The 25,892-nt window shown below is 64.4% G+C and carries 20 protein-coding genes and 2 pseudogenes; 7 read left to right on the top strand and 15 right to left on the bottom strand.

The window, feature by feature from the left end; genetic code table 11:
* The first annotated feature begins 50 nt into the window (after positions 1 to 50).
* Positions 51 to 1,772: a site-specific integrase gene (locus tag V6657_RS24665; RefSeq protein WP_015063404.1), complete on the top strand. Its 1,722-nt coding sequence runs from the start codon at positions 51 to 53 to the stop codon at positions 1,770 to 1,772.
* Positions 1,773 to 1,801: 29 nt separating this feature from the next.
* Here the strand turns inward: V6657_RS24665 and V6657_RS24660 are convergent, their stop codons facing one another.
* Positions 1,802 to 2,419, bottom strand: a complete 618-nt coding sequence (locus V6657_RS24660) for a LysE family translocator (RefSeq protein ID WP_024542570.1) — start codon at positions 2,417 to 2,419, stop codon at positions 1,802 to 1,804.
* A gap of 247 nt (positions 2,420 to 2,666) precedes the next feature.
* On the opposite strand from V6657_RS24660, the gene V6657_RS24655 reads away from it, so the two are divergent.
* Positions 2,667 to 4,001 (top strand): chloride channel protein, encoded by a 1,335-nt coding sequence (locus V6657_RS24655; RefSeq protein ID WP_024542571.1) that lies wholly within the window; start codon positions 2,667 to 2,669, stop codon positions 3,999 to 4,001.
* Positions 4,002 to 4,087: 86 nt separating this feature from the next.
* Here the strand turns inward: V6657_RS24655 and V6657_RS24650 are convergent, their stop codons facing one another.
* From V6657_RS24650 to V6657_RS24640, 3 genes are all read right to left on the bottom strand, one after another.
* Positions 4,088 to 4,774 (bottom strand): haloacid dehalogenase type II, encoded by a 687-nt coding sequence (locus V6657_RS24650; protein ID WP_015063407.1) that lies wholly within the window; start codon positions 4,772 to 4,774, stop codon positions 4,088 to 4,090.
* A gap of 106 nt (positions 4,775 to 4,880) precedes the next feature.
* Positions 4,881 to 6,437: a cation acetate symporter gene (locus tag V6657_RS24645; RefSeq protein WP_015063408.1), complete on the bottom strand. Its 1,557-nt coding sequence runs from the start codon at positions 6,435 to 6,437 to the stop codon at positions 4,881 to 4,883.
* A complete protein-coding gene (locus tag V6657_RS24640; RefSeq protein ID WP_015063409.1) occupies positions 6,434 to 6,826 on the bottom strand; it encodes a DUF485 domain-containing protein in 393 nt (130 codons plus the stop codon). The genes V6657_RS24645 and V6657_RS24640 overlap by 4 nt, the downstream gene beginning before the upstream one ends.
* A 337-nt stretch (positions 6,827 to 7,163) precedes the next feature.
* On the opposite strand from V6657_RS24640, the gene V6657_RS24635 reads away from it, so the two are divergent.
* Complete coding sequence (locus V6657_RS24635) at positions 7,164 to 8,867, top strand: sigma 54-interacting transcriptional regulator (protein ID WP_024542572.1); 1,704 nt, start codon at positions 7,164 to 7,166, stop codon at positions 8,865 to 8,867.
* A gap of 37 nt (positions 8,868 to 8,904) precedes the next feature.
* Here V6657_RS24635 and V6657_RS24630 read toward each other — a convergent pair.
* The 10 genes and pseudogenes from V6657_RS24630 to merT all read right to left on the bottom strand — a co-directional run.
* Positions 8,905 to 11,397: pseudogene (locus tag V6657_RS24630) on the bottom strand (Tn3 family transposase); the annotation flags it as partial.
* A 142-nt stretch (positions 11,398 to 11,539) separates the two neighbouring features.
* Entirely contained in the window at positions 11,540 to 14,455 is a 2,916-nt protein-coding gene (locus tag V6657_RS24625; RefSeq protein ID WP_045220660.1) for a Tn3-like element IS1071 family transposase, read from the bottom strand.
* A gap of 145 nt (positions 14,456 to 14,600) precedes the next feature.
* Positions 14,601 to 15,080: pseudogene (locus V6657_RS24620) on the bottom strand (DUF4158 domain-containing protein); the annotation flags it as partial.
* Positions 15,081 to 15,082: 2 nt separating this feature from the next.
* Positions 15,083 to 15,643 carry a recombinase family protein gene (locus tag V6657_RS24615; RefSeq protein ID WP_003124096.1) on the bottom strand — a complete coding sequence of 187 codons (561 nt, stop codon included), beginning with the start codon at positions 15,641 to 15,643 and terminating at the stop codon, positions 15,083 to 15,085.
* A 130-nt stretch (positions 15,644 to 15,773) separates the two neighbouring features.
* On the bottom strand, positions 15,774 to 16,763 hold the full coding sequence (locus V6657_RS24610) for a DUF3330 domain-containing protein (RefSeq protein WP_024542516.1): 990 nt from the start codon (positions 16,761 to 16,763) through the stop codon (positions 15,774 to 15,776).
* A complete protein-coding gene (gene merE / locus V6657_RS24605) occupies positions 16,760 to 16,996 on the bottom strand; it encodes a broad-spectrum mercury transporter MerE (RefSeq protein ID WP_003132004.1) in 237 nt (78 codons plus the stop codon). The genes V6657_RS24610 and merE overlap by 4 nt, the downstream gene beginning before the upstream one ends.
* Entirely contained in the window at positions 16,993 to 17,358 is a 366-nt protein-coding gene (gene merD, locus V6657_RS24600; protein WP_000995360.1) for a mercury resistance co-regulator MerD, read from the bottom strand. Before merD ends, merE begins: the two co-directional genes overlap by 4 nt.
* Positions 17,359 to 17,375: 17 nt before the next feature.
* Complete coding sequence (gene merA / locus V6657_RS24595; protein ID WP_003156770.1) at positions 17,376 to 19,061, bottom strand: mercury(II) reductase; 1,686 nt, start codon at positions 19,059 to 19,061, stop codon at positions 17,376 to 17,378.
* Between the two features lie 71 nt (positions 19,062 to 19,132).
* Positions 19,133 to 19,408 (bottom strand): mercury resistance system periplasmic binding protein MerP, encoded by a 276-nt coding sequence (gene merP / locus V6657_RS24590; protein WP_003131987.1) that lies wholly within the window; start codon positions 19,406 to 19,408, stop codon positions 19,133 to 19,135.
* Between the two features lie 12 nt (positions 19,409 to 19,420).
* Positions 19,421 to 19,771 (bottom strand): mercuric ion transporter MerT, encoded by a 351-nt coding sequence (gene merT / locus V6657_RS24585; RefSeq protein WP_003131974.1) that lies wholly within the window; start codon positions 19,769 to 19,771, stop codon positions 19,421 to 19,423.
* Between the two features lie 71 nt (positions 19,772 to 19,842).
* Between merT and V6657_RS24580 the strand changes: the two genes are divergently transcribed.
* From V6657_RS24580 to V6657_RS24565, 4 genes are read left to right on the top strand one after another with little or no spacing between them, the layout of a single operon-like run.
* Complete coding sequence (locus V6657_RS24580) at positions 19,843 to 20,277, top strand: mercury resistance transcriptional regulator MerR (protein ID WP_003131969.1); 435 nt, start codon at positions 19,843 to 19,845, stop codon at positions 20,275 to 20,277.
* A 54-nt stretch (positions 20,278 to 20,331) separates the two neighbouring features.
* Positions 20,332 to 20,469 (top strand): hypothetical protein, encoded by a 138-nt coding sequence (locus V6657_RS24575; protein ID WP_157774043.1) that lies wholly within the window; start codon positions 20,332 to 20,334, stop codon positions 20,467 to 20,469.
* 54 nt (positions 20,470 to 20,523) lie between these two features.
* Positions 20,524 to 21,582: a DMT family transporter gene (locus V6657_RS24570; RefSeq protein ID WP_024542515.1), complete on the top strand. Its 1,059-nt coding sequence runs from the start codon at positions 20,524 to 20,526 to the stop codon at positions 21,580 to 21,582.
* A gap of 6 nt (positions 21,583 to 21,588) precedes the next feature.
* Positions 21,589 to 22,887, top strand: coding sequence for a site-specific integrase (locus V6657_RS24565; protein WP_024542514.1), 1,299 nt, complete (start codon positions 21,589 to 21,591; stop codon positions 22,885 to 22,887).
* A 25-nt stretch (positions 22,888 to 22,912) separates the two neighbouring features.
* On the opposite strand, the gene V6657_RS24560 is transcribed toward V6657_RS24565, so the two are convergent.
* The gene (locus V6657_RS24560) at positions 22,913 to 25,840 is read right to left on the bottom strand and encodes a Tn3 family transposase (RefSeq protein ID WP_024542513.1); all 2,928 of its coding nucleotides are present in this window, start codon (positions 25,838 to 25,840) and stop codon (positions 22,913 to 22,915) included.
* Between the last annotated feature and the right edge of the window lie 52 nt (positions 25,841 to 25,892).

Below are 25,892 nucleotides of genomic sequence, written 5' to 3'. Positions count from 1 at the left end.
GATAACTATTCTTATCGTAATGGCCACATTGCTGCGCTAAACTGGCAGCCATGAAACCGCGCCCGCCTTCCACCCTTACCCCACCTGACTTCCCGGACGCCGCCTCTGTCGCCGCGCTGCGCGCCTGGCATGCCGGGCTCGGCTCGCGGCAGGCGGTGGCGCAATATCTCGGAGATGACAGGGCGCATGGCCAGTCTTCACGCGCCATCCTCGGCCGCATCCGGCGCCAGCTGGCGGCGTTCGCACGGCAGCGCGGCCGCGACGATCTCGCCGCGCTGTTCGAAATCCCTGCGTCCGAACGCGCCGCGCAGGGCAGGGCGGCCGACCGCGCCATCGACCTCTTGCGCACGCTGCCAGCCCCACGGCCATCGATTGCGGACGATATTGGCCATTGGCTGCCGGCGCGCGCGGTGGCTGCCTTGCGGGCCCATGGCATCGACACGCTGGCGGCGCTGACCGTGCGTATCCCAAGGCGCCGCCGGTGGTGGACCGCCATTCCAGGACTCGGCGCGCGCAGCGCCGCGCATATCGAGGCATTCTTCGCCGCCCACCCGGCGCTGACGGAACGCGCCCGCGCGCTGGTCGTGCAGGAGCGGCGCAGCGTGGTCGTGCCCTGGGAACAGCTGCGGCTGCCACAAGAGGTCGATGGCTCGCAAGGGCGCTTTCGCGCGCCGCGGCAGACCTGCACGCTGACGGCCGACAATGACTACGAGGCAGTACAGGCCTGGCTGGCGCTGCATGAATCGCCAGCGACGCAACGCACCTACCGCAAGGAAGCCGAACGCCTGATCCTGTGGGCCATCGTCGAGCGGCAGCGGCCCCTGTCATCGTTGACCACCGAGGACGCCGTTGCGTACCGCGCCTTCCTGCGCCGCCCGACGCCTCGGGATCGCTGGGCAGGCCCGCCGCGCTCGCGCACGTCGCCGGAATGGCGGCCTTTTACCGGCGCACTATCGGCCCGGTCGGTCGCGCACGCGCTCTCCATCGTCGGGGCCATGTTCCGCTGGCTGGCGCAGCAGCGGTATGTCCTGGCCAATCCATTCGCGGGCATCAAGGTCCGGGGCGGTGGCCGCACCGCCGCGCTGGATGGCTCCCATGCCTTCAGCGAAGGCGAGTGGCGGCTCGTCCGGACCATCGCCGATGGACTGGAGTGGTCCTATGGGTGGGAAGCCGCCGCCGCGCAGCGCCTGCGTTTCGTGCTGGATTTCGGTTATGCGACAGGGCTGCGGGCGAGCGAACTCGTCGCCGCCAGGCTGGGCGATATCGGCGCCGACCGCGAGGGCGACGAATGGCTCCAGCTGACGGGGAAGGGCGGGCGTAGCGGCAAGGTGGCCCTGCCGCCGCTGGCGAGAACGGCTCTGGAGCGCTACCTGACAGAGCGCGGATTGCCCGTCAGCCGGCGCCTGTGGCGCCCGGACACGCTGCTGGTCGGCGGCCTGGGGGGCCTCGGGGGCCTCGGGGGTCTGACCGACACGCCGGACGCCGGCATCACGACCACCCGGCTTGGACATATCGTCAAGCGGTTCTTCCTGCTGGCCGCCGATGTCATCGGCGCCGATCATCCGACGGCGGCAGAGAAGCTAAGGCGCGCCAGTCCGCACTGGATGCGGCATACGCACGCCACACATGCGCTGGCGCGTGGCGTGGACCTGACCATCGTGCGGGACAATCTGCGGCATGCGTCGGTGTCGACGACGTCGGTCTATCTGCACAGCGATGAGGTAAAGCGGGCTCGGCAGATGGGGCAGGCGTTTGCCGCCGCCATCCCCTGAGTCCATCAGACCATCAGGCCATCAGGCCATCAGGCCCGGGCTGCCACCAGTGTCCCTGCGCCGATCAGCGTCAGGCCTCCCACGCGCTGGACGTTCGCCTGCGCTCGGGCACTGGTCAGCCGCGTCGCCAGCGATCGCGCCAGCAGCGCATAGATGGCGGCATTGGCCGCCGCCATGATCACGAAGGTCGGGATCAGAATGCCGGCCTGAGGCAGGAACGAACGGCTGGCATCAATAAACTGGGGAGCGAACGCAACGAAGAAGACGATGCTCTTCGGATTCAGCGCCGTTACCAGCCACGCCTTGCCGAAGCGCTGTAACGGACGGCCCTCGCTCACCGGTACCTGGCTTGCGCCGCTTCGCGCGGCGCTCCGCAGCGCCTGGACGCCAAGATAGATCAGATAGGCGGCGCCGGCCCACTTCAATGCGGTGAACAGTGTGGCGGAGGTCGCCAGGACCGCGCCCAACCCGGCCATTGACAGGGTAAAGGCCGTGAGATCGCCCGCGGCAACACCCGCCACGGTGGCGAACGCCGACTTGCCGCGGTGGGCCAAGGCATCGCCGATCACCAGCAGGATCGTCGGTCCTGGAATCGCCAGTATCACGACACTGGTCAGCACAAACGCAATCCAATGTTCGAACGACATCAAAGTCTCCCGTTGTTTCGGAACTGCGGCGAAAGCAGCGTCGCGCCAGCTTGGCGCACCGTGCGCGGCAGTCATGGTATCGGATTTCGGTCCCAACGGTCAGAGAAGACCCGAAGGCCCCTGCGCCCTGTGCCGGTGGCGAGCCTGACAAGTCGGTCTGGGGCTCACCACTGGCATGCATCCTGCGTTTGTCAGCCGCTCCGACGCGCATTGACGCACGTCGGCACGATAACAACGAGGGGACGATATGGAGCTGCGTGGGAGCGCGAACTGGAGGAAACCACGGGCCCGTGGCCGGCTGTGGTGGCATCACGCCGTACTGTGCGTCGGTGGCACCCTGGTCGGCGGTGTCGCCACGCTATATGCCTGGCTGATCGACATCGGCCACCAGCTGTTTCTCGCGGCAAGCGCCCACGGGCCGTGGGTCACCTTGCTGCTTTCGCCAGCACTGGGCGCACTCGCAGTCTGGCTCACACACCGCTATTTCGACGGTGCCGAAGGCAGTGGCATTCCACAGATCGTGGCCATCGTCAGCGGCGGCAATGGAACGGCTAAGCCGCGTCTGCTGCGGCCGGCGGTGATCGTCGGCAAGATCGGCCTGTCCTTTCTCGGCACGCTGGGCGGCTTCACGCTCGGCCGCCAGGGCCCCACCGTCCATATCGGCGCCGCGCTGCTCGTCAGCCTCCGCCGGTGGCTCCCCGGGCTGTCCGGTCCAGCCGGCGCCCATCTCACCGCGCTCGATCGCCAGCTTGCCCTTGCCGGCGCGTCGGCCGGATTGTCGGCAGCGTTCTGCACGCCGCTGGCCGGCATTGCCTTCGCCATCGAGGAACTGGCGCGCGGCATCCCGCCGCGCGGCAGCGCGGCGTTGATCGCGGTGGTGGTCTGTGCCGGCACCGTGGCGGGCGTGCTGCAAGGCGAGGGTCCGGCGCTCGGCATGATAGCGGCCGGCCCGTCGGCACCGTACCGCATGGCTGTCGCGGTCGTGACAGCGGGCGCGGTGGCCGGGCTGGCCGGCGCCGGCTTCTGTTGGCTGCTGGTTCACAGCGAGCGGTGGTTGCCGCCTCGGATACGCGGTCTGCGCGCGCAACGCCCTGCAATGTTCGGCGCGCTGTGCGGGCTGGGCGTTGCGCTCCTCGGGCTGGCGTCATCGGGAACCAGCCACGGCAGCGGGTACGGCGAAACGCGCGCGCTGCTGGCCGGCGACCTCGTGCTGCCGGCTGCGTATCCCTTCCTCAAGGGCCTGTCCTTGCTGCTGACCTGGCTGTCCGGCATTCCGGGCGGCCTGTTCGTGCCATCGCTGGCCATCGGCGCAGGGATCGGCAACCTGCTCCAATACACGATCGGGCAGGCACCTTTGCCGGTGTACGCGGCACTGGCGATGTGCGGCTATCTTGCCGCGGTGACGCAGCGCCCGGTCACGGCTTTCGTGGTGATGATCGAACTGGTGGGAGCGCGCGGCCTGACGATTCCGCTGATGGCTACCGCGTTGATCGCGGCCGGCGTATCGAGGATGGCGGTGCCGCCCTTGTATGCAGCGCTGTCGGGGCGCTATGCGCCCGCGACAGCCACGGGCAGTATGTAAGAGGAAGTAGCGGGTGGCACGGCAGGCTGGATTGCCGCCGCCTCGCGCCCTCCCCGTCGGGAAGGGCGGAGGCCAGCGGCAGCCGCTCAAGCGCGATCCTGGCCTCGGACCCAATCGGCCAGCGTTTCCAGCGACTCGACCTGGACATCCGGCCGCGCACCCAGCTCGTCGTAGGTGTTGCCCACGCGATTGATCCACGCCACCTGGTAACCGAAGTGCTTGGCCCCTGATGCGTCCCAGGCGTTCGACGAGACGAACAGCATGTTGTCGCGCGCCAGGCCCATGGTCTTTTCGGGCAGCGCATAGACCTTGCCGTGCGGCTTGAACACTTCGACGTTATCGACGCTGATCAGATGGGCGAAGCGATCCTGCAGCCCCGCGTGGTGCACGACCGAATGAATCGACCGTACCGAGCCGTTGGACAGGATGGCCAGCGGAAGATCGAGCGCCTGAAGCATCGACAGGGCCGGCGGAGTATCCGGGTAGGGATTCAGCTTCAGGTACGCCTCGCACAACGCCGCGCGGTCCGGCGCCTGCAGCTGCAGCCCGAGATGGTTGCAGGTATAGACCAGCGCGTCCTCGGTGGCAGCCTCGAACGACAGGTACTGGCCCATCAGGCTGCGCAGCCAGGTGTATTCCAGTTGCTTCTGGCGCCACAGCACGCTGATCTCCAGTCCGCGTCCCGGATACAGGTCGCTGCAGCGGCCGGCTACCGAATGCACGTCGAACAGCGTGCCGTAGAGATCGAACACTACACCTTTGATTGCTTTCATCGTAAATCCCCAGTAATGGAGCGGGCAATGTGCCCGCGGGTCAGTCTTGCCCGCGCCGACCGTGGACGGCGCCGGCATGTACATGGATCGGGTGGAACCAGCGGGATCAGTCCGCCGGCACAACAGGAGCCGGCGGAGCATCCGGCCTGGCCCCGGTATGCGCCTGGAAGACGAAGGCGTCGAAGCGGGCCTCGTGCTCGGCGCTGCGCCGGCTCAGCATCGTGCCAAGCCATGCGCCGAGGAAGCCGATCGGCATGCTCAGGATCGTTGGATTCACGATCGGAAACAGCGCCTGGTCCTTCAGGAACGCCGGGCCGAGAAACGCCAGCGCGACCGACGAAACCAGGCCCGCGGTGACGCCACCGATCACACCGGCGGTATTGAAGCGGCGCCAGAACATCGACAGCAGGATGATGGGGAAATTGGCCGACGCCGCGATCGCGATGGCCAGGATCACCAGCACGCCCACATTGATGCCCTGCGCCAGCAGTCCCAGCGCGACCGCCAGCACGCCCACGCCCAACGTGGCGATGCGCGCGACGCGGACCTGCTGCTCTTCGCTGACCGCGCCCCGGCGAATCACATTCACATACAGGTCGTGCGCGATGGCGCCCGACGACGCGAGCGTGAGTCCGGCCACCACGGCGAGAATGGCGGCGAAGGCCACGGCACAGATACATGCCAGGAAGAACTGGCCGCCGAAGGTGCCGGGACCGCCGCCGAGATGCTGCGCCAGCAGCGGCAGTGCCAGGTTGCCGCCCTTGTCGGCCGCGCGGATGGCGTCCTGTCCCACGAGGGTGGCCGACGCGAAGCCGATCAGCGTGGTGACCAGGAAGAAGCTGCCGGCCAGGAACATCAGCCACAGCACCGACTTGCGCGCTGTCCGCGCATCCGGCACGGTGTAGAAGCGCGTCATGATGTGAGGCAGGCCGGCGACGCCGAACATGAACGACAGGAACAGCGATAGCGGGTCCAGCGGATGCTTGAAGTAGCCGCCCGGCAACAGCATCTGCGCGCCATACTGCTGCTCCACCGAAGCGAACAGCCGCAGCGGGTCGTATTGGACAGCAGCCAGCAGCATCGCCACCAGCACGGCAGCCGCCGCGAGCAGCAGAACGGCCTTGATGATCTGCACCCACGTGGTGGCGATCATGCCGCCGAACAGCACATACACGATCATCCCGACGCCAACCATGACCACGGCGGACTCGTACGAGATGCCGAGCATCAGCTTGATCAGGGCGCCGGCCCCTGCCATCTGCGGCACCATGTATGCCAGGTTGACCACGAAGGTCCCGATGACCGCCGCGAGCCGCGCATGCCGGCTGCGCATGCGTTCGGCGATCACGTCGCCATAGGTGAACCTGCCGGTATTGCGCACCGGCTCGGCCACCACCATCAGTACGATCAGGAAGGCTGCCAGCGCCGCCACCGCGTAGAGCGAGCCGTCCATGCCGTACAGCGAGATCAGGCCCGAGAAGCCCAGGAAAGCCGCCGCACTCATCCAGTCCCCTGCCAGGGCGAAGCCGTTGGCGCGGGCCGTCAGTTTCCCGCCGGCGGCGTAGAACTCGCTGGTGGTATTGGTGTGGCGGGCGGCCCACCACGTCACCGCCAGCGTCAGCGCGAGAATGCCGAGGAAGATTCCGATGGTCAGGGCTTTCATGACTGGCTCCTGGCGTGGGCCTCGGCTGCGGCGCGATCCGCGAGTTCCTCGAAGCGTCGGTTGGCGGTGTTCACATACACGGTGGCGACCAGCCAGCACAGGGCGTAGATCAGCAGGATCAGCACGTACCCCACGTTCAGCGGTCCAAGCACCTTCCAGCCCATCAGCTCCCGGCCGTAACCGGCGAGTAGGGTGACGGCAAGGATGAAGGCCAGACTGCCGCCAAGCAGCGGCACGACCAGGCGCCGCTTGGCGCCGATCAGTTCGCGGAAGCTGTGCGTGTATGCCGCACCGCGCCACGGCGGACCCGACGCGATAGCCTCTGGGGTGCGAGTCGTTTGCGCGACGTGCGCGGCCGGACAGACCGCGTCCTCCGATAGTTCGATCATGGTTGTCTCCTGGATTGCGCCCGTTCAGGCGGGCGTGATTTGTTGGCGCCGCACAGCCGGCAGACGCGGCGTCCTGGCGCCGACGTCCCTTGAGCAAGCGGCATGCCGACGTGCGAGCCACGGCGCCCCGGCGCTGCCAATGCCCACGCGCGATCGAATCGCGGCACGGCCGCACGCTGGGCGCGCATGCCGGCCCGGTAACGCGAACCGCTTTTGACGGCGCCTGATTCAGATATGAATCAGCGGCGGGCGGGCGTGGCGGCTTTCGAACCCGCAACGACGTGGTGTAAGCTCGCCGCACGGCCCGACGGACAAGTGGCCTGGGGAAAACAAGCCAATGGTGGAGATACTGGAAGCGTTGCCGATCGGCCTGGTGTGGCTGCGCGGCGACGCCGTGGTGCTGCAGAACGCCGTCGCGCGCGATGCCGTGGGCAGACATCACGGCGAGCCGGCGCGGACGGAGGGCGAGGGCGACGGCGACGGCGACGGCGACGGCGACGGCGACGGCGGCCGGCAGGATGCGATGTCCTGGAGCCGTCTGTTGTCCGCGCTTCGCGCGGACCCGGCCTCCGTGCCGGACACGGTCTCGCTGTCCGGGCGGACCTATGCGGTCGGCGTGCATGCACAGGGCCAGTACACCCTCGTCATGCTGATGCCCCTTGACGGGCACGAGACCGTCTTTCCCGCGATAGACAAGCTACGCCAGCACTGTGGCGATCTGGAGGAGATCTTCCACCATTCCTTCGATGGCATCTTTGTCGCCGACGGCAATGGCGTCACCATGATGGTCAACGAGGGCTGCGAGCGGAACTACGATCTGCCGGCAGCAGACATGATTGGCCACCACGTCTCGGAGTTCGAGAAGAAGGGATGGATTCGGCCGGTGGTCGCCCAGCACGTTGCCCGAACCGGCCAGCGCATCACCACCACGCAACATACGCACACCGGCAAGACCATCATGGTCACCGGCATGCCGCTATTCGACGGCGCGGGCAAGGTACGCAAAGTCGTGATCAATTCGCGCGACACCACCGAACTGGTGCAGTTGCAGGATGCACTGGCGCAGGCCAAGGCAGACCTGCGGCGCGTGGACGAGGAGATCGAAGCGCTGCGGACACAGAACCTGAACGTCGATGGCCTGGTGATCCGCAGCGAGGCCATGCACCGGGTGGCATCGCTGGCCGTGCGCGTTGCCAAGGTCGATGCCACCGTCCTGATCACGGGCCCGTCGGGCGCAGGCAAGGACGTGATCACGCGCCTGATCCACCGCGAGAGTCCGCGCGCAGCGGGACCGCTCATCAAGATCAACTGCGGCGCGGTGCCGCGCGACCTGCTGGAATCGGAACTGTTCGGCTATGAAGCGGGCGCCTTCACCGGGGCGCAGCGGCAGGGCAAGTCGGGCCTCATCGAGCTGGCCAACCGCGGCACGCTGTTTCTCGACGAGATCGGCGACATGCCGCTGGACCTGCAGGTCAAGTTGCTGCAAGTGTTGCAGGACCGCGTGATATCGCGCCTCGGCTCGACGCGTACCGTGCCGGTCGATGTGCGCGTCGTCGCGGCCACCAATCGCGACCTCGAAGCGATGGTCCGCGAGCGCACGTTTCGCGACGACCTGTTCTACCGCCTCAATGTGGTGCCGCTGCGCGTACCGCCGCTTGCCGAGCGCAAGGACGATATCGCGCCGATGGTGTTCCAGTTCCTGCGGGAATTCAACCAGCGCTATGGCGTGAACCGCATCGTATCGGAGGAGGCAATGACATTGCTGCTGGCGTACGACTGGCCCGGCAACGTGCGCGAGCTGCGCAACGTGGTAGAGCGGCTGGTGGTGACCAGCCAGAGCGACCTTGTCGAGCCGGCGTTCCTCGACGGGGTGCTGCCGGCCGAGATCCTCGACGCCAGCACCTTTCGCCAGCGCGTCGACCGTTTCGAGCGCCGGCTCATCGAGGACGCGATGCGCAAGTACGGCAATACCCGGGAGGTCGCACGGGCGCTTGGCATCAGCCAGTCCAGCGTGGTGCGCAAGCTCAGGCGCGGCGACTGATCCCGGGGTCGCCTCAGAAAACGGAAAATAAAGCACGCTAAGCCGGTTGCAGCGGTCGTAGCGGCCTGAACTTGCCCGCGCCGATCTTGGCGCTGCTGCGCCAGAGGTAATCGCCGGTGAGGTTGATGTGCTCCCAACCGAGCGGCGACAGGTACTGCAACAGCGCGTCATCAACGGCATGGCCGTTGCCACGCAGCGCGTGCGCAGCCCGTTCCAGATAGACCGTGTTCCACAACACGACGGCAGCCGTTACCAGATTGAGGCCGCTAGCCCGGTAGCGCTGCTGCTCGAAACTGCGGTCGCGGATTTCACCCAGGCGGTTGAAAAACACTGCCCTGGCCAGCGCATTGCGCGCCTCGCCCTTGTTCAGGCCGGCATGCACGCGGCGGCGCAGTTCCACGCTTTGCAGCCAGTCCAGGATGAACAGCGTGCGCTCGATGCGGCCCAGCTCGCGGAGCGCCACGGCCAGGCCGTTCTGGCGTGGGTAGCTGCCGAGCTTTCGGAGCATCAGGGAGGCCGTCACCGTGCCCTGCTTGATCGAGGTGGCCAGCCGCAGGATTTCGTCCCAATGGGCGCGGACGTGCTTGATGTTGAGCGTGCCGCCGATCATGGGTTTCAGCGCGTCATAGGCGGCGTCGCCCTTCGGGATGTAGAGCTTGGTGTCGCCCAGGTCGCGGATGCGCGGCGCGAAGCGGAAGCCCAGGAGGTGCATCAGGGCGAAGACGTGATCGGTGAAGCCCGCCGTGTCGGTGTAATGCTCCTCGATCCGCAAGTCGGACTCGTGGTACAGCAGGCCGTCGAGCACGTAGGTCGAATCGCGCACGCCGACGTTCACGACCTTGGTGTGAAATGGCGCGTACTGGTCAGAAATGTGGGTGTAGAACGTCCGCCCTGGGCTGCTCCCGTATTTCGGGTTGATGTGGCCGGTGCTCTCGGCCTTGCTGCCGGTGCGGAAGTTCTGGCCGTCCGACGATGAGGTGGTGCCGTCGCCCCAGTGCTCGGCGAAGGGATGGCGGAACTGTGCGTTGACCAGATCGGCCAGCGCCGCCCCGTAGGTTTCGTCGCGGATGTGCCAGGCTTGCAGCCAAGCCAGCTTGGCGTAGGTCGTGCCGGGGCAAGACTCCGCCATCTTGGTCAGGCCCAGGTTGATCGCGTCGGCGAGGATCGTGGTCAGCAACAGGTTCTTGTCTTTGGCCGGGTCGCCCGATTTCAGATGCGCGAAATGCCGAGTGAAGCCCGTCCATTCGTCCACCTCCAGCAGCAGTTCGGTGATCTTGACGTGCGGCAGGATCATTGCCGTCTGGTCGATCAGCGCTTGGGCGGTGTCGGGTACCGCCGCGTCGAGCGGCGTGATCTTCAAGCCTGACTCGGTGATGATGGCGTCCGGCAGCTCGTTGGCCGTCGCCATACGGTTGACGGTGGCAAGCTGTGTTTCCAGCAGCGTCAGCCGGTCGTTCAGGTACCGGTTGCAGTCGGTGGCCACGGCCAGCGGCAATTCGCTGGCCTGCTTGAGGCTGGCGAATTTCGCGGGCGGCACCAGGTAGTCCTCGAAGTCCTTGAACTGGCGCGACCCCTGCACCCAGATGTCGCCGGAACGCAACGCGTTCTTCATCTCCGACAGCGCGCACAGTTCGTAGTAGCGCCGGTCGATGCCGGTGTCGGTCATGACCAGCTTCTGCCAGCGCGGCTTGATGAACTCGGTCGGCGCGTCGGCGGGCACCTTGCGGGCGTTGTCGCTGTTCATGCCGCGCAGCACCTCGATGGCGTCGAGCACGTCCTTCGCGGCGGGAGCGGCCCGCAGCTTGAGCACGGCAAGGAATTCCGGCGCGTAGCGGCGCAGCGTGGCGTAGCTTTCGCCGATGCGGTGCAGGAAATCGAAGTCCTCGGGCTGCGCAAGCTTCTGCGCTTCGGTGACGCTCTCGGCGAAGGCATCCCAGGACATGACGGCCTCGATGGCGGCGAACGGATCGCGGCCCGCCTGCTTGGCCTCGATCAGCGCCTGGCCGATGCGGCCGAACAGCCGCACCTTGGCGTTGATCGCCTTGCCGGACGCCTGGAATTGCTGCTGATGCTTGTTCTTGGCGGCGTTGAACAGCTTGCCCAGGATGCGGTCGTGCAGGTCGATGATTTCGTCGGTGACGGTGGCCATGCCCTCGATGGCAAGCGCCACCAGGGTGGCATAGCGTCGCTGCGCCTCGAACTTGGCCAGGTCGGCGGGCGTCATCTGGCCACCCTCACGGGCGATCTTGAGCAGGCGGTTCTGGTGCACCGACCGCTCGATGCCAGAAGGCAGGTCGAGCGCCTGCCACGCTTTGAGGCGTTCGATGTGTTCCAGCATGTGCCGCGAATTCGGTTTGACGGGCGATTGGCGCAGCCAGGCCAGCCAGGTCGTTTTGCCGTTGTCCCGACGCTTGAGCAGATCGTCGAGGCGGCGGCGATGCGCGTCCGACAGCGGTTCGGCCAAGGCATCGTAGATGCGCCGGTTGGCGCGGGTGATTGCTTCGGCGCTCGCCCGCTCGACGGCGTTGAGGGGTCTCCTCGTTTTCAGTGCAATAAGTGACGGTACGAAAAGCTAGCACTGGCGCGGAGGTGGTGTTGGTAGATCGTTGATTTCATTGACTTTCCTGTTCACTTTCAAATCTGCGATTCGTGGCGTCAAACCGTGGTCGGTTTCATCCATTGGTGCCAGTTATCGATGCATTTGGCCGCGAAGGCAGGATTTGGTCAGCATAGCGGTCAACCGGGAAGCGAAACACACCCCGCAAGTTGATGCTCTCCAGCCTGGTGGGCGCAATCTTCCCGATCAGTTCCGGTGGAATGACCTGGCGGCGGTTCGACCAGCGATCCAGGACCGCCTGCATCTGTGAGGTATTCCACGCCATCACGATGTTGGCCATCAGGCTCAACGCATCGGCCACAGCCTGCATTTCATCGACACGTTTGGCCTGCGCCGGGCTGATCCGGCCGGTATAAATGGCGCGCTTGAGGGCGTTAACAGCCTCGCCCCGATTGAGCACCCGGCGCAACTCGTTCCTGAAAGCGTCCTTGACAAAGTAGTCAGCCAAAAACGCCGTACGCAGCAACCGCCCCAATTGCACGCCAGCCTCATAGATTGGATCGCCCTGGGCGGCAGAACCGAACCGCGCAAGAGCTGCCACCGCACTGGCATGTCCGCTCATGACCGAGGCTGCCAGGTGCACCAGACTATCCCAATGCTTTTCGATCAAAGCGACGTCGACATTGGCTTCGCACACCGCAGCGATTTCTGCGGGCACTTTGGTGCCGCGTGGCACAAAGAGGTGGCGCTGTTTGAGTTCCTTCAACCGCGGGCAAAGATCAAAACCAAGCAAACGGGCATGTGACATGGCAAAGTCGGTGTAGCCATGGGTATCCACAGCAAGCTGGCTGGTCTCCAGCTTTTCTTGGCGGATGACACCTTCAATGGCCACGCCCGCCTGGCGCTCATTGAGCACAAAGGGCTGCGCATGGAAGATGCCCCACCGGTCTTTTACATGGGAGTAGATTCCAATGGAAGGTGTGTTGCGCCGAGGATCAAGCCGGGCTTGCCACACCCGTTTGGTGGTCTCCATGGTCATCATGTCAGAAGATGCCAAATCGGACCGCCCCCAGGTGGCGGCAATCGGGTGTCGCTGCATGAATTCCAGCACAGCCTGGCAGGCCTGGCTCAGACGCCGTTCGTCCCGCGCCCAGCGCATGGCCTGGCGAATGCTGGTGGCAGACAATTGCGGAATCATGCGCGCGCATTCGACCGCAGTCAGACTGGTGCCGTGGGCCATGATGCCGGCATAGACCATCAGCAGCTCGTCGGTAGAGCGCGGCTCACGTCCGAGCATGATCCAGCTAAAGCGCACCTGGGCGTCAACGGCCAGAATCACTTCCGGCAATTGAACCTCACCGATGCGGTGATCCAAAGCCGCGCGCAGCTTGGTCACTTCTGGGTCTTCGTCCTCTGCGGGCAATGGCGACAAATGGAGTTCATCATCCACGCGCAGTACGCCACTGCGGGCTGCAGCGGCCACCGCATCGACACCGGCAGTTACTCTGGCCAGCAAAGGCTTCAAGAAAGTGGCAGCCTTGCTGGGTAACGATAGACGGGCATAGTGTTTCTTGGACTCTGCCTGCCAACGCTCGTCCGTGAAGAACAAGCGCGCACGACCCCGAAAGCTCAGGCTGTGCTCAATCCAGACCGAGCCATTGCGCACCGCGCGGCGCAGGGCAAACAGGGTGGCCACCTCCAACGCCTGAAACGCCCGTTCCCGGTCTGGGCTGGAGATCGAAACCTGCCAGATCATTCCCAGACTTGGTGCCACCACTTCAACTGGCAGCTTTCTGGATCCTTTGAGATATAAAGCTTGCAGCTTGGCAAGGTACTCGATGGCAGGATGCTCGCCGGTGGCCTGCCAGGGCAGCTTTGCAATGGCGACGAGCAACGACCGCACGGGGCGAATTCCATCAATCAATCCCTCGCGGACCAGGGAGGCCCTGCTCGGTGGTTTGCGTTTCTGGGTTTCGGTGATCAAGGCTTCAAGACGGGCACGCAACTCAGCATCTGGCACCGCACCTTGCGCGCTCAAGGCAACAAGTTCGCCGAGCAGCGTTTTGTACATTGCGGCCCAATTGACGGTAGCGGGGACATCGGCGGCAGCCTGACGCCACAGATCGGCGATCCGGCGCTGCACCATAAGGATCAACTGGTCTGTGGTGGTGAACAGGCAATACCGAAGAAAGCATGCGACCTCCACGGTGCGCGCTGGCTCTTTGATCTTGGCTCCGGCTGAGGGCGGCCTGGAGACAAGTCGGCGCGCGTAGCGGCGCAAGATGAGATCGGGGATGTCTGCCAGGTGCTTATGAACGTCCAGCGTGTAAAGCAGGTCGATGCGCTCCAGTACCTCGCTGATTTGGCGGGTTGAGTGTTTCGCCGGTGCAGCCCATAGCCAACTCTGCTGGGTTTGTCCATCTGGGCGCGGCTCTGAAACTGAGGCTCGCCAGCGATCAAGTGTTGCTGGATCAACGCTGGCGGCGATGGCGGTGCCTGTTTCAACTTCAAGCTGGGCAAGTGCCGCCGCAATCAGTGTCCGAATTGCCCGCTCGTGCACGATCACCAGCTTGTTCTTGTACAGCCATTGACGCGCCCGCACGAGTAGCTGATCGCGGTCGGCGCAGCGCGCCACTTCGTCGCGCAGTTCACGTACCAGTGAGCGGCGCTGGTGCTCGCTCATCCACTGGAATCCAAGGACCGTGCAGGCTACTTGTTGGTGATCGAATAGCGTGCGCCCGCGTTCATACATGGCTCTCAGCGAGGCGACTTCTGGTGCTGCAATGCCAAGCTCGTTGCCAAGGTGGCGCCACAAGGCTACTGGAATTACCCGAAAGGCACCGAGCAAACGCCCACTCATGCGCAGGAAACCAATATGGAGCGCCAGACCAAGCTTGTGGGAATCACCTCGGCGTGCATTGATTGCGTCGCGCTCGGCACCATCGAAGGTGAAAAATGCCTTCATCTCGAAGTCGCTGATATCGCGGGGGAGCCCACGCATCCCCAAAAACGTTGTGTGCCAACCCTGCATCGTGAACCTCAAAAGTGGGAGGCCACCATACCCGTTTACAAAGCGAACAGGAAAGTCAATGAAATCAACGGTCTACCCAGACCACCCCCGCGCCAGTGCTAGCTTTGCGTACCGTCACTTATTGCACTGAAAACGAGGAGACCCCGTTGAGGGCAGGCAGAATGACCGACTGCTGCCGCAGGTGCTCGATCAAGGTGCTGGCCAGCACGATGCCCTTGTCGGTCTGCAAGGCCATCTCGGTCAGCAACTGGACGGCCTGCCGGTAGTGGCCCATGGTAAAGGGCTGGAAGCCGAACACCGTTTGCAGTTCGACCAGGTGCTCGCGCCGGGTCTGCTCCCGCTGCCCGTATTCGTCCCAGCTTTCGACGCTGACCTTGAGCTGGTCGGCGACCAGTTTCAACAAGGGCGGAAACGGCGGCTCATCGACGCCCAGGATGACACCAGGAAAGCGCAGGTAACAGAGCTGCACGGCGAAGCCCAGCCGGTTGGCCGGGCCGCGCCGCTGCCGGATGATGGAGAGGTCGGTTTCGCTGAACGTGTAGTGACGGATCAACTCATCCTTGGTGTCCGGCAACGCCAGCAGGCTTTCGCGCTCGGCGGCGGACAGGATTGAACGACGTGGCATATTTACTGATCCGTTCTCAAGTATTGATACAGGGTTTCGCGACTGATTCCGAATTCACGAGCCAGCTTGGTCTTTTGCTCGCCAGCCTCGACACGTTGGCGCAGTTCGGCAATACGCTCAGACGACAGGGATTTCTTCCTGCCACGGTAGGCCCCGCGCTGCTTGGCGAGCGCGATGCCCTCGCGCTGCCGCTCGCGGATCAAGGCGCGTTCGAACTCGGCGAACGCGCCCATTACCGACAGCATCAGGTTCGCCATCGGCGAGTCCTCGCCGGTGAAGGTCAAATGCTCCTTAAGGAACTCGATGCGTACGCCGCGCTGGGTGAGGCCCTGCACCAGGCGGCGCAGGTCGTCGAGGTTGCGCGCCAGACGATCCATGCTGTGCACCACGACCGTGTCGCCTTCGCGCACGAAGGCGAGCAGCCGTTCCAGTTCGGGCCGCCGTGTGTCCTTGCCCGACGCCTTGTCGGTGAACACTTTATCCACCTGGATCTGTTCGAGCTGCCGTTCTGGGTTCTGGTCGAAGCTGCTGACGCGGACGTAACCGATGCGCTGACCGTGCAAGGTATCCTCCTGAGGGAAATGTGTCAGGAAGAAATCTATGACCCTTGACGGCGTATGTCAATCAATTCGGAAGGCAACTCTATTCTGACGATTTAGCGCCGGATGGTCTGACGCCAAGTTAGGGTATGCCTCAATCTGACGGTAGCGAGTCGCAGGCGTTCGGATCGGCATCGGTTTCGTTCCCTGTCTTGGCACGCGCTTCGAAGCGTTGATAACACTCCAACCCGCAGAAGTGCTCGACGTATTCCGCGCCTTCCGGGGTGAAGGCGGCATCGAGCGGGATTTCCTTGCAGCACACGCAGCAACTGGTGGTGGTCGAGTCACTTGCATTCATGGTGGCACCCCTCCATTGACTGACGAAGACGGCGAATGCCGCCGCCGGCATTGGCTTCGCGAACAGGAAGCCTTGTCCTGTGTCGCAGTCCGCTTGTCGCAATAGATCAAGACTCGCCGATGTTTCCACGCCTTCAGCCACCACATCCATGCCCAGCCCGTGCGCAAGCTGAATCACGGTGTGCACGATGGTTTGGTCGCGGCGGTCGTTGGCGAGCCCGGCGACAAACGATTGGTCGATCTTGAGCGTGCTGATTGGGCAGCACTTCAGATGTTGCAGACAGGAATACCCCGTCCCGAAGTCATCGGCGGCGAAGCGCACACCGATCTGCCGCGAGGCGTCCAGGGCGGGGAAGATCGCCGGATCACCAAACGCGACCGATTCGGTCAGCTCGATTTCGAGATACTCGGCGGGCAACTCGGCATCAGCCAGCACGCCCTTTACCCACCCGTCGAAGTCCGGTCCCACTTGGCTCGCCGAAACATTGACGGCCAGCCGGAACGGTCGCCATGCCAGCATTCGCCAGTCACGCATCTGGCGGCAGGCTTCGCCCAGCACCCAAGCGCCGATTTCAGGCATCAGGCCGGACGATTCGACCACGGGCAGGAACTGGCCCGGTGGCAATAGTCCAAGCGTCGGATGACGCCAGCGCAACAGGGCTTCCGCGCCGACAATCCCACCACTGCGCAGATCGACGACGGGCTGGTAGTGCAGTTCAAGCTGCCCGCGCTCGACCGCTTGGGCCAGTTCCGGCGTCGTCCATCCATCCGGCCGGAAAGCGCTCATTCTCTTTCCCTGAATGCCCGCAACGCCCGCGACAGGGACAGAAGGAACAGGCCGGTCAAACCGAGCGCCGCGATGACCCAATGCTCGCCGAGGAAAGCACCGGCGGTTGTGCCGGCCAGCACGACAGCGAGGATGGGCAGGTGGCAGGGGCAAGTCAGCACAGCCAGTCCGCCCCACAGGTAGCCGGTGATCGGTTTGTGCGTCTCGGACGGCAAGCGCTCGGGGTTGTTCATGGCAGACTCTCCGCGTGCTGTGCCGGCTCGGTCGGCAGGGTGGCCAACTGCACTTCCAGATCGGCCAACGCTTCGCGCCGACGCTCGACGAACTGACGCAGCAGGGCAAGCTGCGCGGCCGCTTCGTCGCCGTCCGCCGCATCCAGCGCCCGGCACAGCCGCGCCAGCGCGTCGAGGCCGATGCCCGCCTCGAAGGCCGCCCGCACGAAGCACAGCCGTTGCAAGGCGGCGTCATCGAACAAGCCGTAGCCGCCTGGTGTGCACGCCACCGGGCGCAGCAATCCGCGCAGCAGGTAGTCGCGCACGATATGCACGCTCACCCCGGCATCAAGAGCCAGCCGGGACACCGTGTAGGCGTTCATTGAACACCTCCTTTTTCTCACCCGGCGCAGCAGGAAAGCTGCTTCACATCCTTGTTGAAGGTCTGCGCCGCGAGCTTCAACCCCTCGACCATCGTCAGGTAGGGGAACAACTGGTCGGCCAGTTCCTGCACCGTCATGCGGTTGCGAATGGCCAGAGCCGCCGTCTGGATCAGTTCACCCGCTTCCGGCGCGACCGCCTGTACGCCGATCAGCCGATGGCTGCCTTCCTCGATAACCAACTTGATGAAGCCGCGTGTGTCGAAGTTGGCGAGCGCACGCGGCACGTTGTCCAAGGTCAAGGTGCGGCTGTCGGTCTCGATCCCGTCGTGGTGGGCTTCCGCCTCGCTGTAGCCCACGGTCGCCACTTGCGGATCGGTGAACACCACGGCCGGCATTGCGGTCAGGTCGAGCGCCGCATCGCCGCCGGTCATGTTGATCGCGGCACGGGTGCCGGCCGCTGCCGCCACATAGACGAACTGCGGCTGGTCGGTGCAGTCGCCGGCCGCGTAGATGTTCGGGTTGCTCGTGCGCATGCCTTGGTCGATGACGATGGCACCTTGCGCATTGACAGTGACCCCCGCTGCGTCCAGCGCGAGGCTGCGCGTGTTCGGTGTCCGACCGGTGGCAACCAGCAGTTTGTCGGCGCGCAATTCACCGTGCGTGGTGGTCAGCACGAATTCACCGTCCATATGGGCGACCTGGCTGGCTTGCGTGTGCTCCAGCACCTCGATGCCCTCGGCACGGAAAGCGGCTGTCACCGCCTCGCCGATGGCCGGGTCTTCACGGAAGAACAAGGTATTGCGCGCCAGGACCGTGACCTTGCTGCCCAGCCGGGCAAAGGCTTGCGCCAGCTCCAGCGCCACCACCGACGAGCCGATTACGGCAAGGCGTTCGGGAATGGTGTCGCTCGCCAGGGCCTCGGTGGAAGTCCAGTAGGGTGACTCTTTCAAGCCCGGAATCGGCGGGACCGCCGGGCTGGCACCCGTGGCGACCAGGCAGCGGTCGAACATCACGACGCGCTCGCCACCCTCGTTCAAACGGACGGTAAGGCTCTGGTCGTCCTTGAAGCGCGCCTCACCGTGCACAACGGTGATGGCCGGATTACCGCCCAGGATGCCTTCGTACTTGGCGTGCCGCAGTTCGTCGACGCGGGCCTGCTGCTGGGCCAGCAGCTTACTGCGGTCAATCGTAGGCACAGTTGCCGCAATACCGCCATCGAACGGGCTTTCCCGGCGCAGATGGGCGATGTGGGCGGCGCGGATCATGATCTTGGACGGCACACAGCCGACATTGACGCAGGTGCCGCCGATGGTGCCGCGCTCGATCAGCGTGACCTGCGCGCCTTGCTCGACGGCCTTCAGCGCCGCCGCCATCGCGGCTCCACCGCTGCCAATGACCGCTACCTGCACCGGGGGCTCGTTGCCACTGTGCTTTTCGGCGGCGGCCATCCATCCCCGCACCTTGTCGAGCAGTCCGACGCGGTTGTCCGCCAGTGGCGCATCGGCTAGCGTTGCCTTGTAGCCCAGTCCGGCCACGGCGGCAGTCAGCGCGTCCGGCGATGTGCCCGGCACGATGGCGAGTTGCGCTGTGCCCTTCGGATAGGACACCAGCGCCGACTGCACGCCTGGCACTTTTTCCAGCGCTTCCTTGACGTGCGCCGCGCACGAGTCGCAAGTCATGCCGGTGATTTTTAGATGGGTCATGCAACAGATCCTTTATCGTTTGTGGCGCCAGACAATGACGTCCGTTGTGCTGCGGTGCCGTTTTCAGTGACTCACTGCTTGACGCTGGACGGATAGCCCGCGTCTGCGGTTGCCTTGGTCAGCTTCTGCACGCTGGTCTTGGCATCGTCGAAGGTGACGACCGCTTGGCGTGTCTCGAAAGTCACGTCAACTTTGCTGACGCCTTCGACCTTGGAAATCGCCTTCTTGACAGTGATCGGGCAGGCGGAGCAGGTCATGCCCGGTACGGACAGCGTGACGGTCTGGGTGGCGGCCCAGACGGGGGCAACAACGGCGGCGAGGGCGAGGGAGGCAAACAGTTTCTTCATGGTGAACTCCGATCAGTAGAAAAATGGCATGACGTAGGGAAATCCGAGCGCGACCAGAACCAGCGCGGCCACGATCCAGAAAATGAGCTTGTAAGTAGCTCGCACTTGGGGAATCGCGCAGACCTCACCCGGTTTGCAGGCCGCTGCCTGCCGGTAGATGCGCCGCCAGGCGAAGAACAACGCCACCAGCGCCACGCCGATAAAGATGGGGCGATAGGGTTCCAACACCGCCAAGTTGCCGATCCAAGCGCCGCTGAACCCCAAGGCGATCAGAACCAACGGCCCGAGGCAGCAAGCCGAGGCGAGGATGGCGGCAAGCCCTCCAGTGAAGAGCGCGCCGCGCCCGGTTTTTGGTTCAGACATGCGCTTGTCCTTTCGAATTGAAATTGGATAGCGTAACCTTACTTCCGTACTCATGTACGGAGTCAAGCGATATGGAAAACAATTTGGAGAACCTGACCATTGGCGTTTTCGCCAAGGCGGCCGGGGTCAATGTGGAGACCATCCGTTTCTATCAGCGCAAGGGCTTGTTGCTGGAGCCTGACAAGCCCTATGGCAGCATCCGCCGCTATGGCGAGGCGGATGTAACGCGGGTGCGCTTCGTGAAATCAGCCCAGCGGCTGGGCTTCAGCCTGGATGAGATCGCCGAGCTGCTGCGGCTGGAGGATGGCACCCATTGCGAGGAAGCCAGCAGTCTGGCCGAGCACAAGCTCAAGGACGTGCGCGAGAAAATGGCTGACCTGGCGCGCATGGAGGCCGTGCTGTCTGAGTTGGTGTGCGCCTGCCATGCGCGAAGGGGGAACGTTTCCTGCCCGCTGATCGCGTCACTACAGGGTGGAGCAAGCTTGGCAGGTTCGGCTATGCCTTAGCGTGCTTTATTTTCCGTTTTCTGAGACGACCCCTTTAAGGTTGAGGCAGCCGGAGTGGCCAAGATCGGCGAAGGTTGGGTGGGGCCGAATGCGCACAGCTTGGCGATCGATCCCGCCACGCATGAGATTTATCTTCCCCTGCCGGACATCGACCATCATCCGGTGATGCGTGTCTTGAAGCCCGACACCTGACGCACGCCGAACGCGCGACAATAGTCGAGCCCGCGCTCAACCACGATTGTCGACATGTCCCTCCGCTCCGCAACCCCAGCCCTGGCAGCCGCACTGCTGTTCGGCGCAAGCACGCCCTTGGCTAAGACCCTGACTGGCGCGGTTTCACCGATCCTGCTGGCGGGACTGCTCTATCTGGGAAGTGGCCTTGGCTTGGCGGGTGTTCTGCTATTCAGGCGGCTGACCAGGACAGCCAGCGAGGCGGCACAGCCTGGGCCTGCCATTCCTCGGGGTGAGATTCCCTGGCTGCTGGGCGCGATTGTCGCCGGCGGCGTGGCGGGGCCAGCACTCCTGATGACGGGGTTGACTCACACGGGCGCCGCGCCCGCGTCGCTATTGCTGAACGTCGAAGGGGTTTTCACCGCGCTGGTGGCGTGGATCATATTCAAGGAAAACGCCGACCGGCAAATCGTTCTCGGGATGGTCGCCATCGTCGCGGGCGGCGTGCTGCTGTCGTGGCAACCCGATGCGGCGAGCCTGTCACCGGGCGCCTTGTTGATCGTTGCCGCCTGTGCCTGCTGGGCGATCGACAACAATCTGACGCGTAACGTCTCGTCCAACGATGCGGTGTTGATCGCCTGCCTGAAAGGCTTGGTGGCCGGCACCTGCAATACTGGCTTCGCACTGGTGGCCGGCAATGCGCTGCCGGCTGCGTTGCCTCTTGTCGCGGCCATGGTGGTCGGCTTTGCTGGCTATGGGATTAGCCTGGCGCTATTCGTGGTCGCGCTGCGACATCTGGGCACCGCGCGCACCGGAGCGTACTTCTCGGTCGCGCCGCTGTTCGGCGTCGTGATTTCATTCCTCATCTGGCCTGAGGTTCCCGGCATTCTGTTCTGGATCGCTGCGGCGCTGATGGCGCTAGGGGTCTGGCTGCATCTGCGCGAGCGGCACGAGCATGAGCACGTGCACGAGCCCATGGAGCACATGCATGCGCATCGACACGACGAGCACCACCAGCATGAGCACGATTTCCCGTGGGATGGCAAGGAGCCACACGTGCATGCGCACAAGCATGAGGTGCTGGTCCACAAACACCCGCATTATCCGGACATCCACCATCGTCATACGCACTAGGGCGCGATGCCGGATATTGACCGCTATCTCGAAGCCGCGACCCGCGATAACACGCGGCGCAGCTACCAATCGGCCATTCGGCATTTCGAGGTCGAGTGGGGAGGCTTCCTGCCGGCGAGCGCCGACAGCATTGCGCGCTACCTGGCCGACCACGCGCAGACGCTTGCCATCAACACGCTGCGTCAGCGCCTTGCTGCGATCGGGCAGTGGCACGTTTCACAGGGTTTCCCCGACCCGACCCGGGCGCCACACGTGCGGAAGGTGCTCAAGGGCATCCAGGCACTGCACCCTGCCCAGGAGCGGCGCGCCAAACCGCTGCAACTCATGCAACTGGAGCGATTGGTCGCGTGGCTCGATGCCCAGATCGCCACAGCTACGGTGGCAAATGCGGGCCGTCAACTCCAGGTCCACACCCGTAACAAGGCGCTGGTGCTGATCGGCTTCTGGCGGGGTTTCCGATCGGACGAACTGAGCCGGCTGCAGATCGAGCACATCACCGTCGAACCTGGGCGCGGCATGACCATCTTCCTGCCGCGCACCAAGACAGACCACGTTGGTACGACGCACCGGGCACCGGCCTTGTCGCGTCTGTGCCCGGTGGCGGCCTACGAGGCATGGCTGGCCGCATCCGGCTTGACGCGGGGTCCGGTTTTTCGGCGCATCGATCGCTGGGGGAAGATCGCCGACGCCGGGCTGCAGGCCGCCAGCGTCGTGCCCTTGTTGCGAACGTTGTTCCAGGAAGCCGGCCTGCCCGAGGCGGCTCGCTATAGCAGTCACTCGCTGCGGCGCGGCTTTGCCTCCTGGGCCAACGCGAACCAGTGGGATCTCAAGATGCTGATGGAGTACGTCGGCTGGAAGGATGTCCGCTCCGCCATGCGCTACATTGACGCGGCAGACCCATTCGCACAACACCGTATCGAATCGGCGCTGGCGCCGCCTGCAGCACCTATGCCACCGCGGGCCATCCCACCCGCATCGACGGAGCAGCGCCCCATGGCTGTGCCCAAGCCCGTGGCTCAGACGCGCTTGATCGTGCGCCTCTATATCGAGCGCAACAGCAAGTTCGTGCGCGGCAAGTCCAAGGCGCGTCGCTGGATTGAGCAGTGCTGCTTGGCCCAGTACCAAATGCGGCCGCTGGAGGGCCCCCGCACCGAATACGAGATCGTGATGCCGTTTGCCGCTGGCCCCGAACTGGAACAGGCCATCGCGGAACTGATTGCGGAGATGCACGACCAGGCGGACCTGTGCAACTGCTTTGTCGAGGTGACGCTGCACGATCCGGTGACCGATACCCACTGGAGCTAATCAGCCTGGGACTTGCGAATTGCCATTATCCCGCACGCCGGCGAGGCGCTGCCTCCAGCAGGGTGTCCTGGTACTGGTGGATCGGGAAACTCAGGATGCCCCGGAAATTCACATGCGCGAAGTGGGCCGGGCCCATGCGGCGCAGCCAGTCGTCTTCGACGCGCAGCCCCTTGCGGCGCCACGCATCGACCGTGGCCTGCATACGCTGCGTGTTCCAGGCAATCACCAGGTTCGTCAGTAGGGTCAGCGATCCGGAAATCGCGATCATTTCGTCCTGACGGCGCCCGCGGTCATGTGCCACCTTGCTGGAATAGATGGCCCGCTGAAGCTGGTGGACCGACTCACCCCGATTGAGCAGGGTGCGCAACTCGCGGCGAAACTCCGCATTGCTGAAGAAGTCGCACAGGAACAGCGTGCGCAGCAGTTTGCCCAGGTGATCCGCAGCTTTGTGGATGGGGTCGCCTTGGGCGGCGCTGCCGAAGCGCTGCAGCGCGACAATCGCACTCACGCGTCCCGAATAGATTGACGCCACCAAGCGCAGCAACCCATCCCAGCCCTCACGAATAGTCTTGAGCGAGATCTCGTGAGACGCTGCGGCCGACAAGCCGTCGCTCACTAGCAGCCCACGCGGCACGTACAGCTTGCGCTCGGACAGGTTGCGAAGCCATGGGCACAGGTCAAAGCCGAGCAATTTGGCCACCGCCATCCCCACGTTCGTATAGCCGTGCGTATCGACCGCGAGCCGGAGGAGCCCGCCGCCGGTACGGGTCTCGTTGTGGCGCAGCACGCCTTCGATCGCTACGCCGGTCTGCCGCTCGTTGAGCACCATGGGCTGGTTGTACGCGATACCGTGCTGGTCCAGCACGTGGGTGTAGATGCCAACCGCATGGGTGCGCCGGCGCGGATCGGCGCGTGCGTAAAACAAGTGGGGTGAGGTATCCAGGCTCATCGAGTCGCTCGACGCCTGCTGACCGGTTCCCCACAGCTCGGTGATCGCGTGCGTGCGTTGGAACTCCACCACGCGCTCATTCGCGCGGCGCAGCCGCCCCGGCATCTCCAACGCGCGCATCGCAGTAGAGACGTGCGCCGTGTCCAATTGCGGGATCATGGCCGCCACACCCTTGGCATCCAGTTCGGTACCGTGGGCGATCAATGCAGCGTAGAGCGAGATCAACTCGTGCGCATCGCGCGCCTTGCGTGCGAGCAGCACCTCGCTGAAATTCGTACGGGCATCCATCTCCAGGATCATGTCGGCAAACTGCGCGCTGCCAATGTCCTTGAAGAGCAGATCACGTGTACGCGTGGGTACACCGTCGGTTGGGGCCGCGTCCAGCGGCGACAGATGCAACACACCGTTCGCATCCATCGTGAAGTGACCCGCCTCGCGGGCCTCGTCCAGCGCCGCAAGACCTGCCTTCAGATGATCCGTGAGGCGGTTGAGGTAGGTGTCAGCCTGGTTCGGCAAACCGATCGAGGACAGATACCGGTCCCGCTCCGATTCCCACTGTGTCGGCGGGATCAGCAACTGATCGCGCTCCCGGAACGACAGGCTGTGGCTGATCCAGACCGTGCCGCGGCGCAGAGCTTTGCGCAAGCCCGTGATCGCGCAGGCTTCCATCGCGCGCAGCGCGCGCTTACGATCTTCGCCATCGACCAAATCACGCCAGCTTGCGCTCACCGGCACATTGCAATCGGGCGGCAGTTCCGTCGCACCATGTTCGTACAGCTTGCCGATGACCTCAAGCTGCCGCATGACCGGCTCGTTGCCGTTTCCGGCCAGCTCCAATTCCCGCAGGGGCGCCAGCAGGTTGCGGATGCGGTGGTGATCTTCTGTGAGTGTTTCGCGCACGCTCGCGGCATGGCTTGCGGTGGGCTTGGCAGACAGGCCTTCGAGCAGCTGGCCGATGTCTGCCAGGCGCGCTTCGGCCGAGCGACTGTCGTCGTCAACCAGCCCCTTGATCTCGACCAGTTGCTGCCGGTATTGGAGCGCCGAGCGCGCTTGCTTCGTAGTGGTCTTGTTGTAGGCCTGCCTGATGAGATCGGAGACGCGGCGTCCGGCCTGGTAGGCCATCGCGTCCGTCAACTCCAGCAGGGTCACACGCAGGAAGAACAACAGTTCGATGGTGCGCGTGGACGTTTTCAGTTCGCGGATCTTGGCAGGACGGCGGGCCTGGACGCGCTGGCCATAGGCGCGTTGTTTCTCGATCGGGATGCCATCCAACGCCCAGGTATGCGCGCCCAGTCCTTTGAGAAAGCGGATTTTGTCCAGCGTCTCGCTCATGGTGGACGGGCTGTGGCGTGCGGGCGGCGTCTTGAGCCATTCCAGCACGGTCGAACTGGAGGCCGCATGCTGGGCAAATACAGCGGCCTCAGCCCGCGCAACCTGCTCCATGGGCACGACCGCTTCAATCGTGGCCAGCAGGTCACGCTCGATGCTCGCCCAAATGGAACGCGCCAAGTCCTGCAACGCGCGCGTGGAAGGGATCAGAATCCGCCGTTCGTACAGCCAGTAGTTGGCGTGCTGGACCAGCTCGTCCAGCGACAGCGATTCGGTGGCGTCCTGCCGCATCCAGGCTTCGAGGCCCGTCCACTGGTCTTCATCCAGCCGCCTCAGGCCGAGGTAATCGCAAGCCCAGACCTGATGCTCGTAAAGCGTCTTGTAGCGTTGGTAGATTGTGCGTAGTGACGCAATGGTCGGGGTTGGCAAGCCGAGCTTGTCGCCGACGTAGCGCAGCAACTGCCGGGGTAGGGTATTGAGCTGGTCGAGGGTGCGGCCGCTAGCACGCAGGAAAACCAGCTGAATGGCGGCGCCGGCTCGCCCGTCCCGTCGGAACTTGTTGTTAATCGCGGCGATATCGCTGCCGGTCAAGGCAAAGTAATGATCGATATCGAACTCGGATAAGCGGGCCGGTAAGCAGTCCTTTCCCACATAGCGAAATTGCAAGTCCGACATCTTCCGCCCCCGTTCAGGTGACGCGATCCGAAATCGCGGGGCGGACATCGTA

The sequence above is a fragment of the Ralstonia sp. RRA genome, from assembly GCF_037023145.1.
Lineage (GTDB): Bacteria > Pseudomonadota > Gammaproteobacteria > Burkholderiales > Burkholderiaceae > Ralstonia.
The sequence above is the reverse complement of the archived record's forward strand: the minus strand, read 5'-3'. Positions and strand labels throughout refer to the sequence as shown.

Coding starts and splice junctions, on each gene's coding strand:
- V6657_RS24665 (WP_015063404.1), top strand. CDS start 51: ATGAAACCGCGCCCGCCTTCCACCCTTACCCCACCTGACTTCCCGGAC.
- V6657_RS24660 (WP_024542570.1), bottom strand. CDS start 2,419: ATGTCGTTCGAACATTGGATTGCGTTTGTGCTGACCAGTGTCGTGATA.
- V6657_RS24655 (WP_024542571.1), top strand. CDS start 2,667: ATGGAGCTGCGTGGGAGCGCGAACTGGAGGAAACCACGGGCCCGTGGC.
- V6657_RS24650 (WP_015063407.1), bottom strand. CDS start 4,774: ATGAAAGCAATCAAAGGTGTAGTGTTCGATCTCTACGGCACGCTGTTC.
- V6657_RS24645 (WP_015063408.1), bottom strand. CDS start 6,437: ATGAAAGCCCTGACCATCGGAATCTTCCTCGGCATTCTCGCGCTGACG.
- V6657_RS24640 (WP_015063409.1), bottom strand. CDS start 6,826: ATGATCGAACTATCGGAGGACGCGGTCTGTCCGGCCGCGCACGTCGCG.
- V6657_RS24635 (WP_024542572.1), top strand. CDS start 7,164: ATGGTGGAGATACTGGAAGCGTTGCCGATCGGCCTGGTGTGGCTGCGC.
- V6657_RS24625 (WP_045220660.1), bottom strand. CDS start 14,455: ATGCAGGGTTGGCACACAACGTTTTTGGGGATGCGTGGGCTCCCCCGC.
- V6657_RS24610 (WP_024542516.1), bottom strand. CDS start 16,763: ATGAGCGCTTTCCGGCCGGATGGATGGACGACGCCGGAACTGGCCCAA.
- merE (WP_003132004.1), bottom strand. CDS start 16,996: ATGAACAACCCCGAGCGCTTGCCGTCCGAGACGCACAAACCGATCACC.
- merD (WP_000995360.1), bottom strand. CDS start 17,358: ATGAACGCCTACACGGTGTCCCGGCTGGCTCTTGATGCCGGGGTGAGC.
- merA (WP_003156770.1), bottom strand. CDS start 19,061: ATGACCCATCTAAAAATCACCGGCATGACTTGCGACTCGTGCGCGGCG.
- merP (WP_003131987.1), bottom strand. CDS start 19,408: ATGAAGAAACTGTTTGCCTCCCTCGCCCTCGCCGCCGTTGTTGCCCCC.
- merT (WP_003131974.1), bottom strand. CDS start 19,771: ATGTCTGAACCAAAAACCGGGCGCGGCGCGCTCTTCACTGGAGGGCTT.
- V6657_RS24580 (WP_003131969.1), top strand. CDS start 19,843: ATGGAAAACAATTTGGAGAACCTGACCATTGGCGTTTTCGCCAAGGCG.
- V6657_RS24570 (WP_024542515.1), top strand. CDS start 20,524: ATGTCCCTCCGCTCCGCAACCCCAGCCCTGGCAGCCGCACTGCTGTTC.
- V6657_RS24565 (WP_024542514.1), top strand. CDS start 21,589: ATGCCGGATATTGACCGCTATCTCGAAGCCGCGACCCGCGATAACACG.
- V6657_RS24560 (WP_024542513.1), bottom strand. CDS start 25,840: ATGTCGGACTTGCAATTTCGCTATGTGGGAAAGGACTGCTTACCGGCC.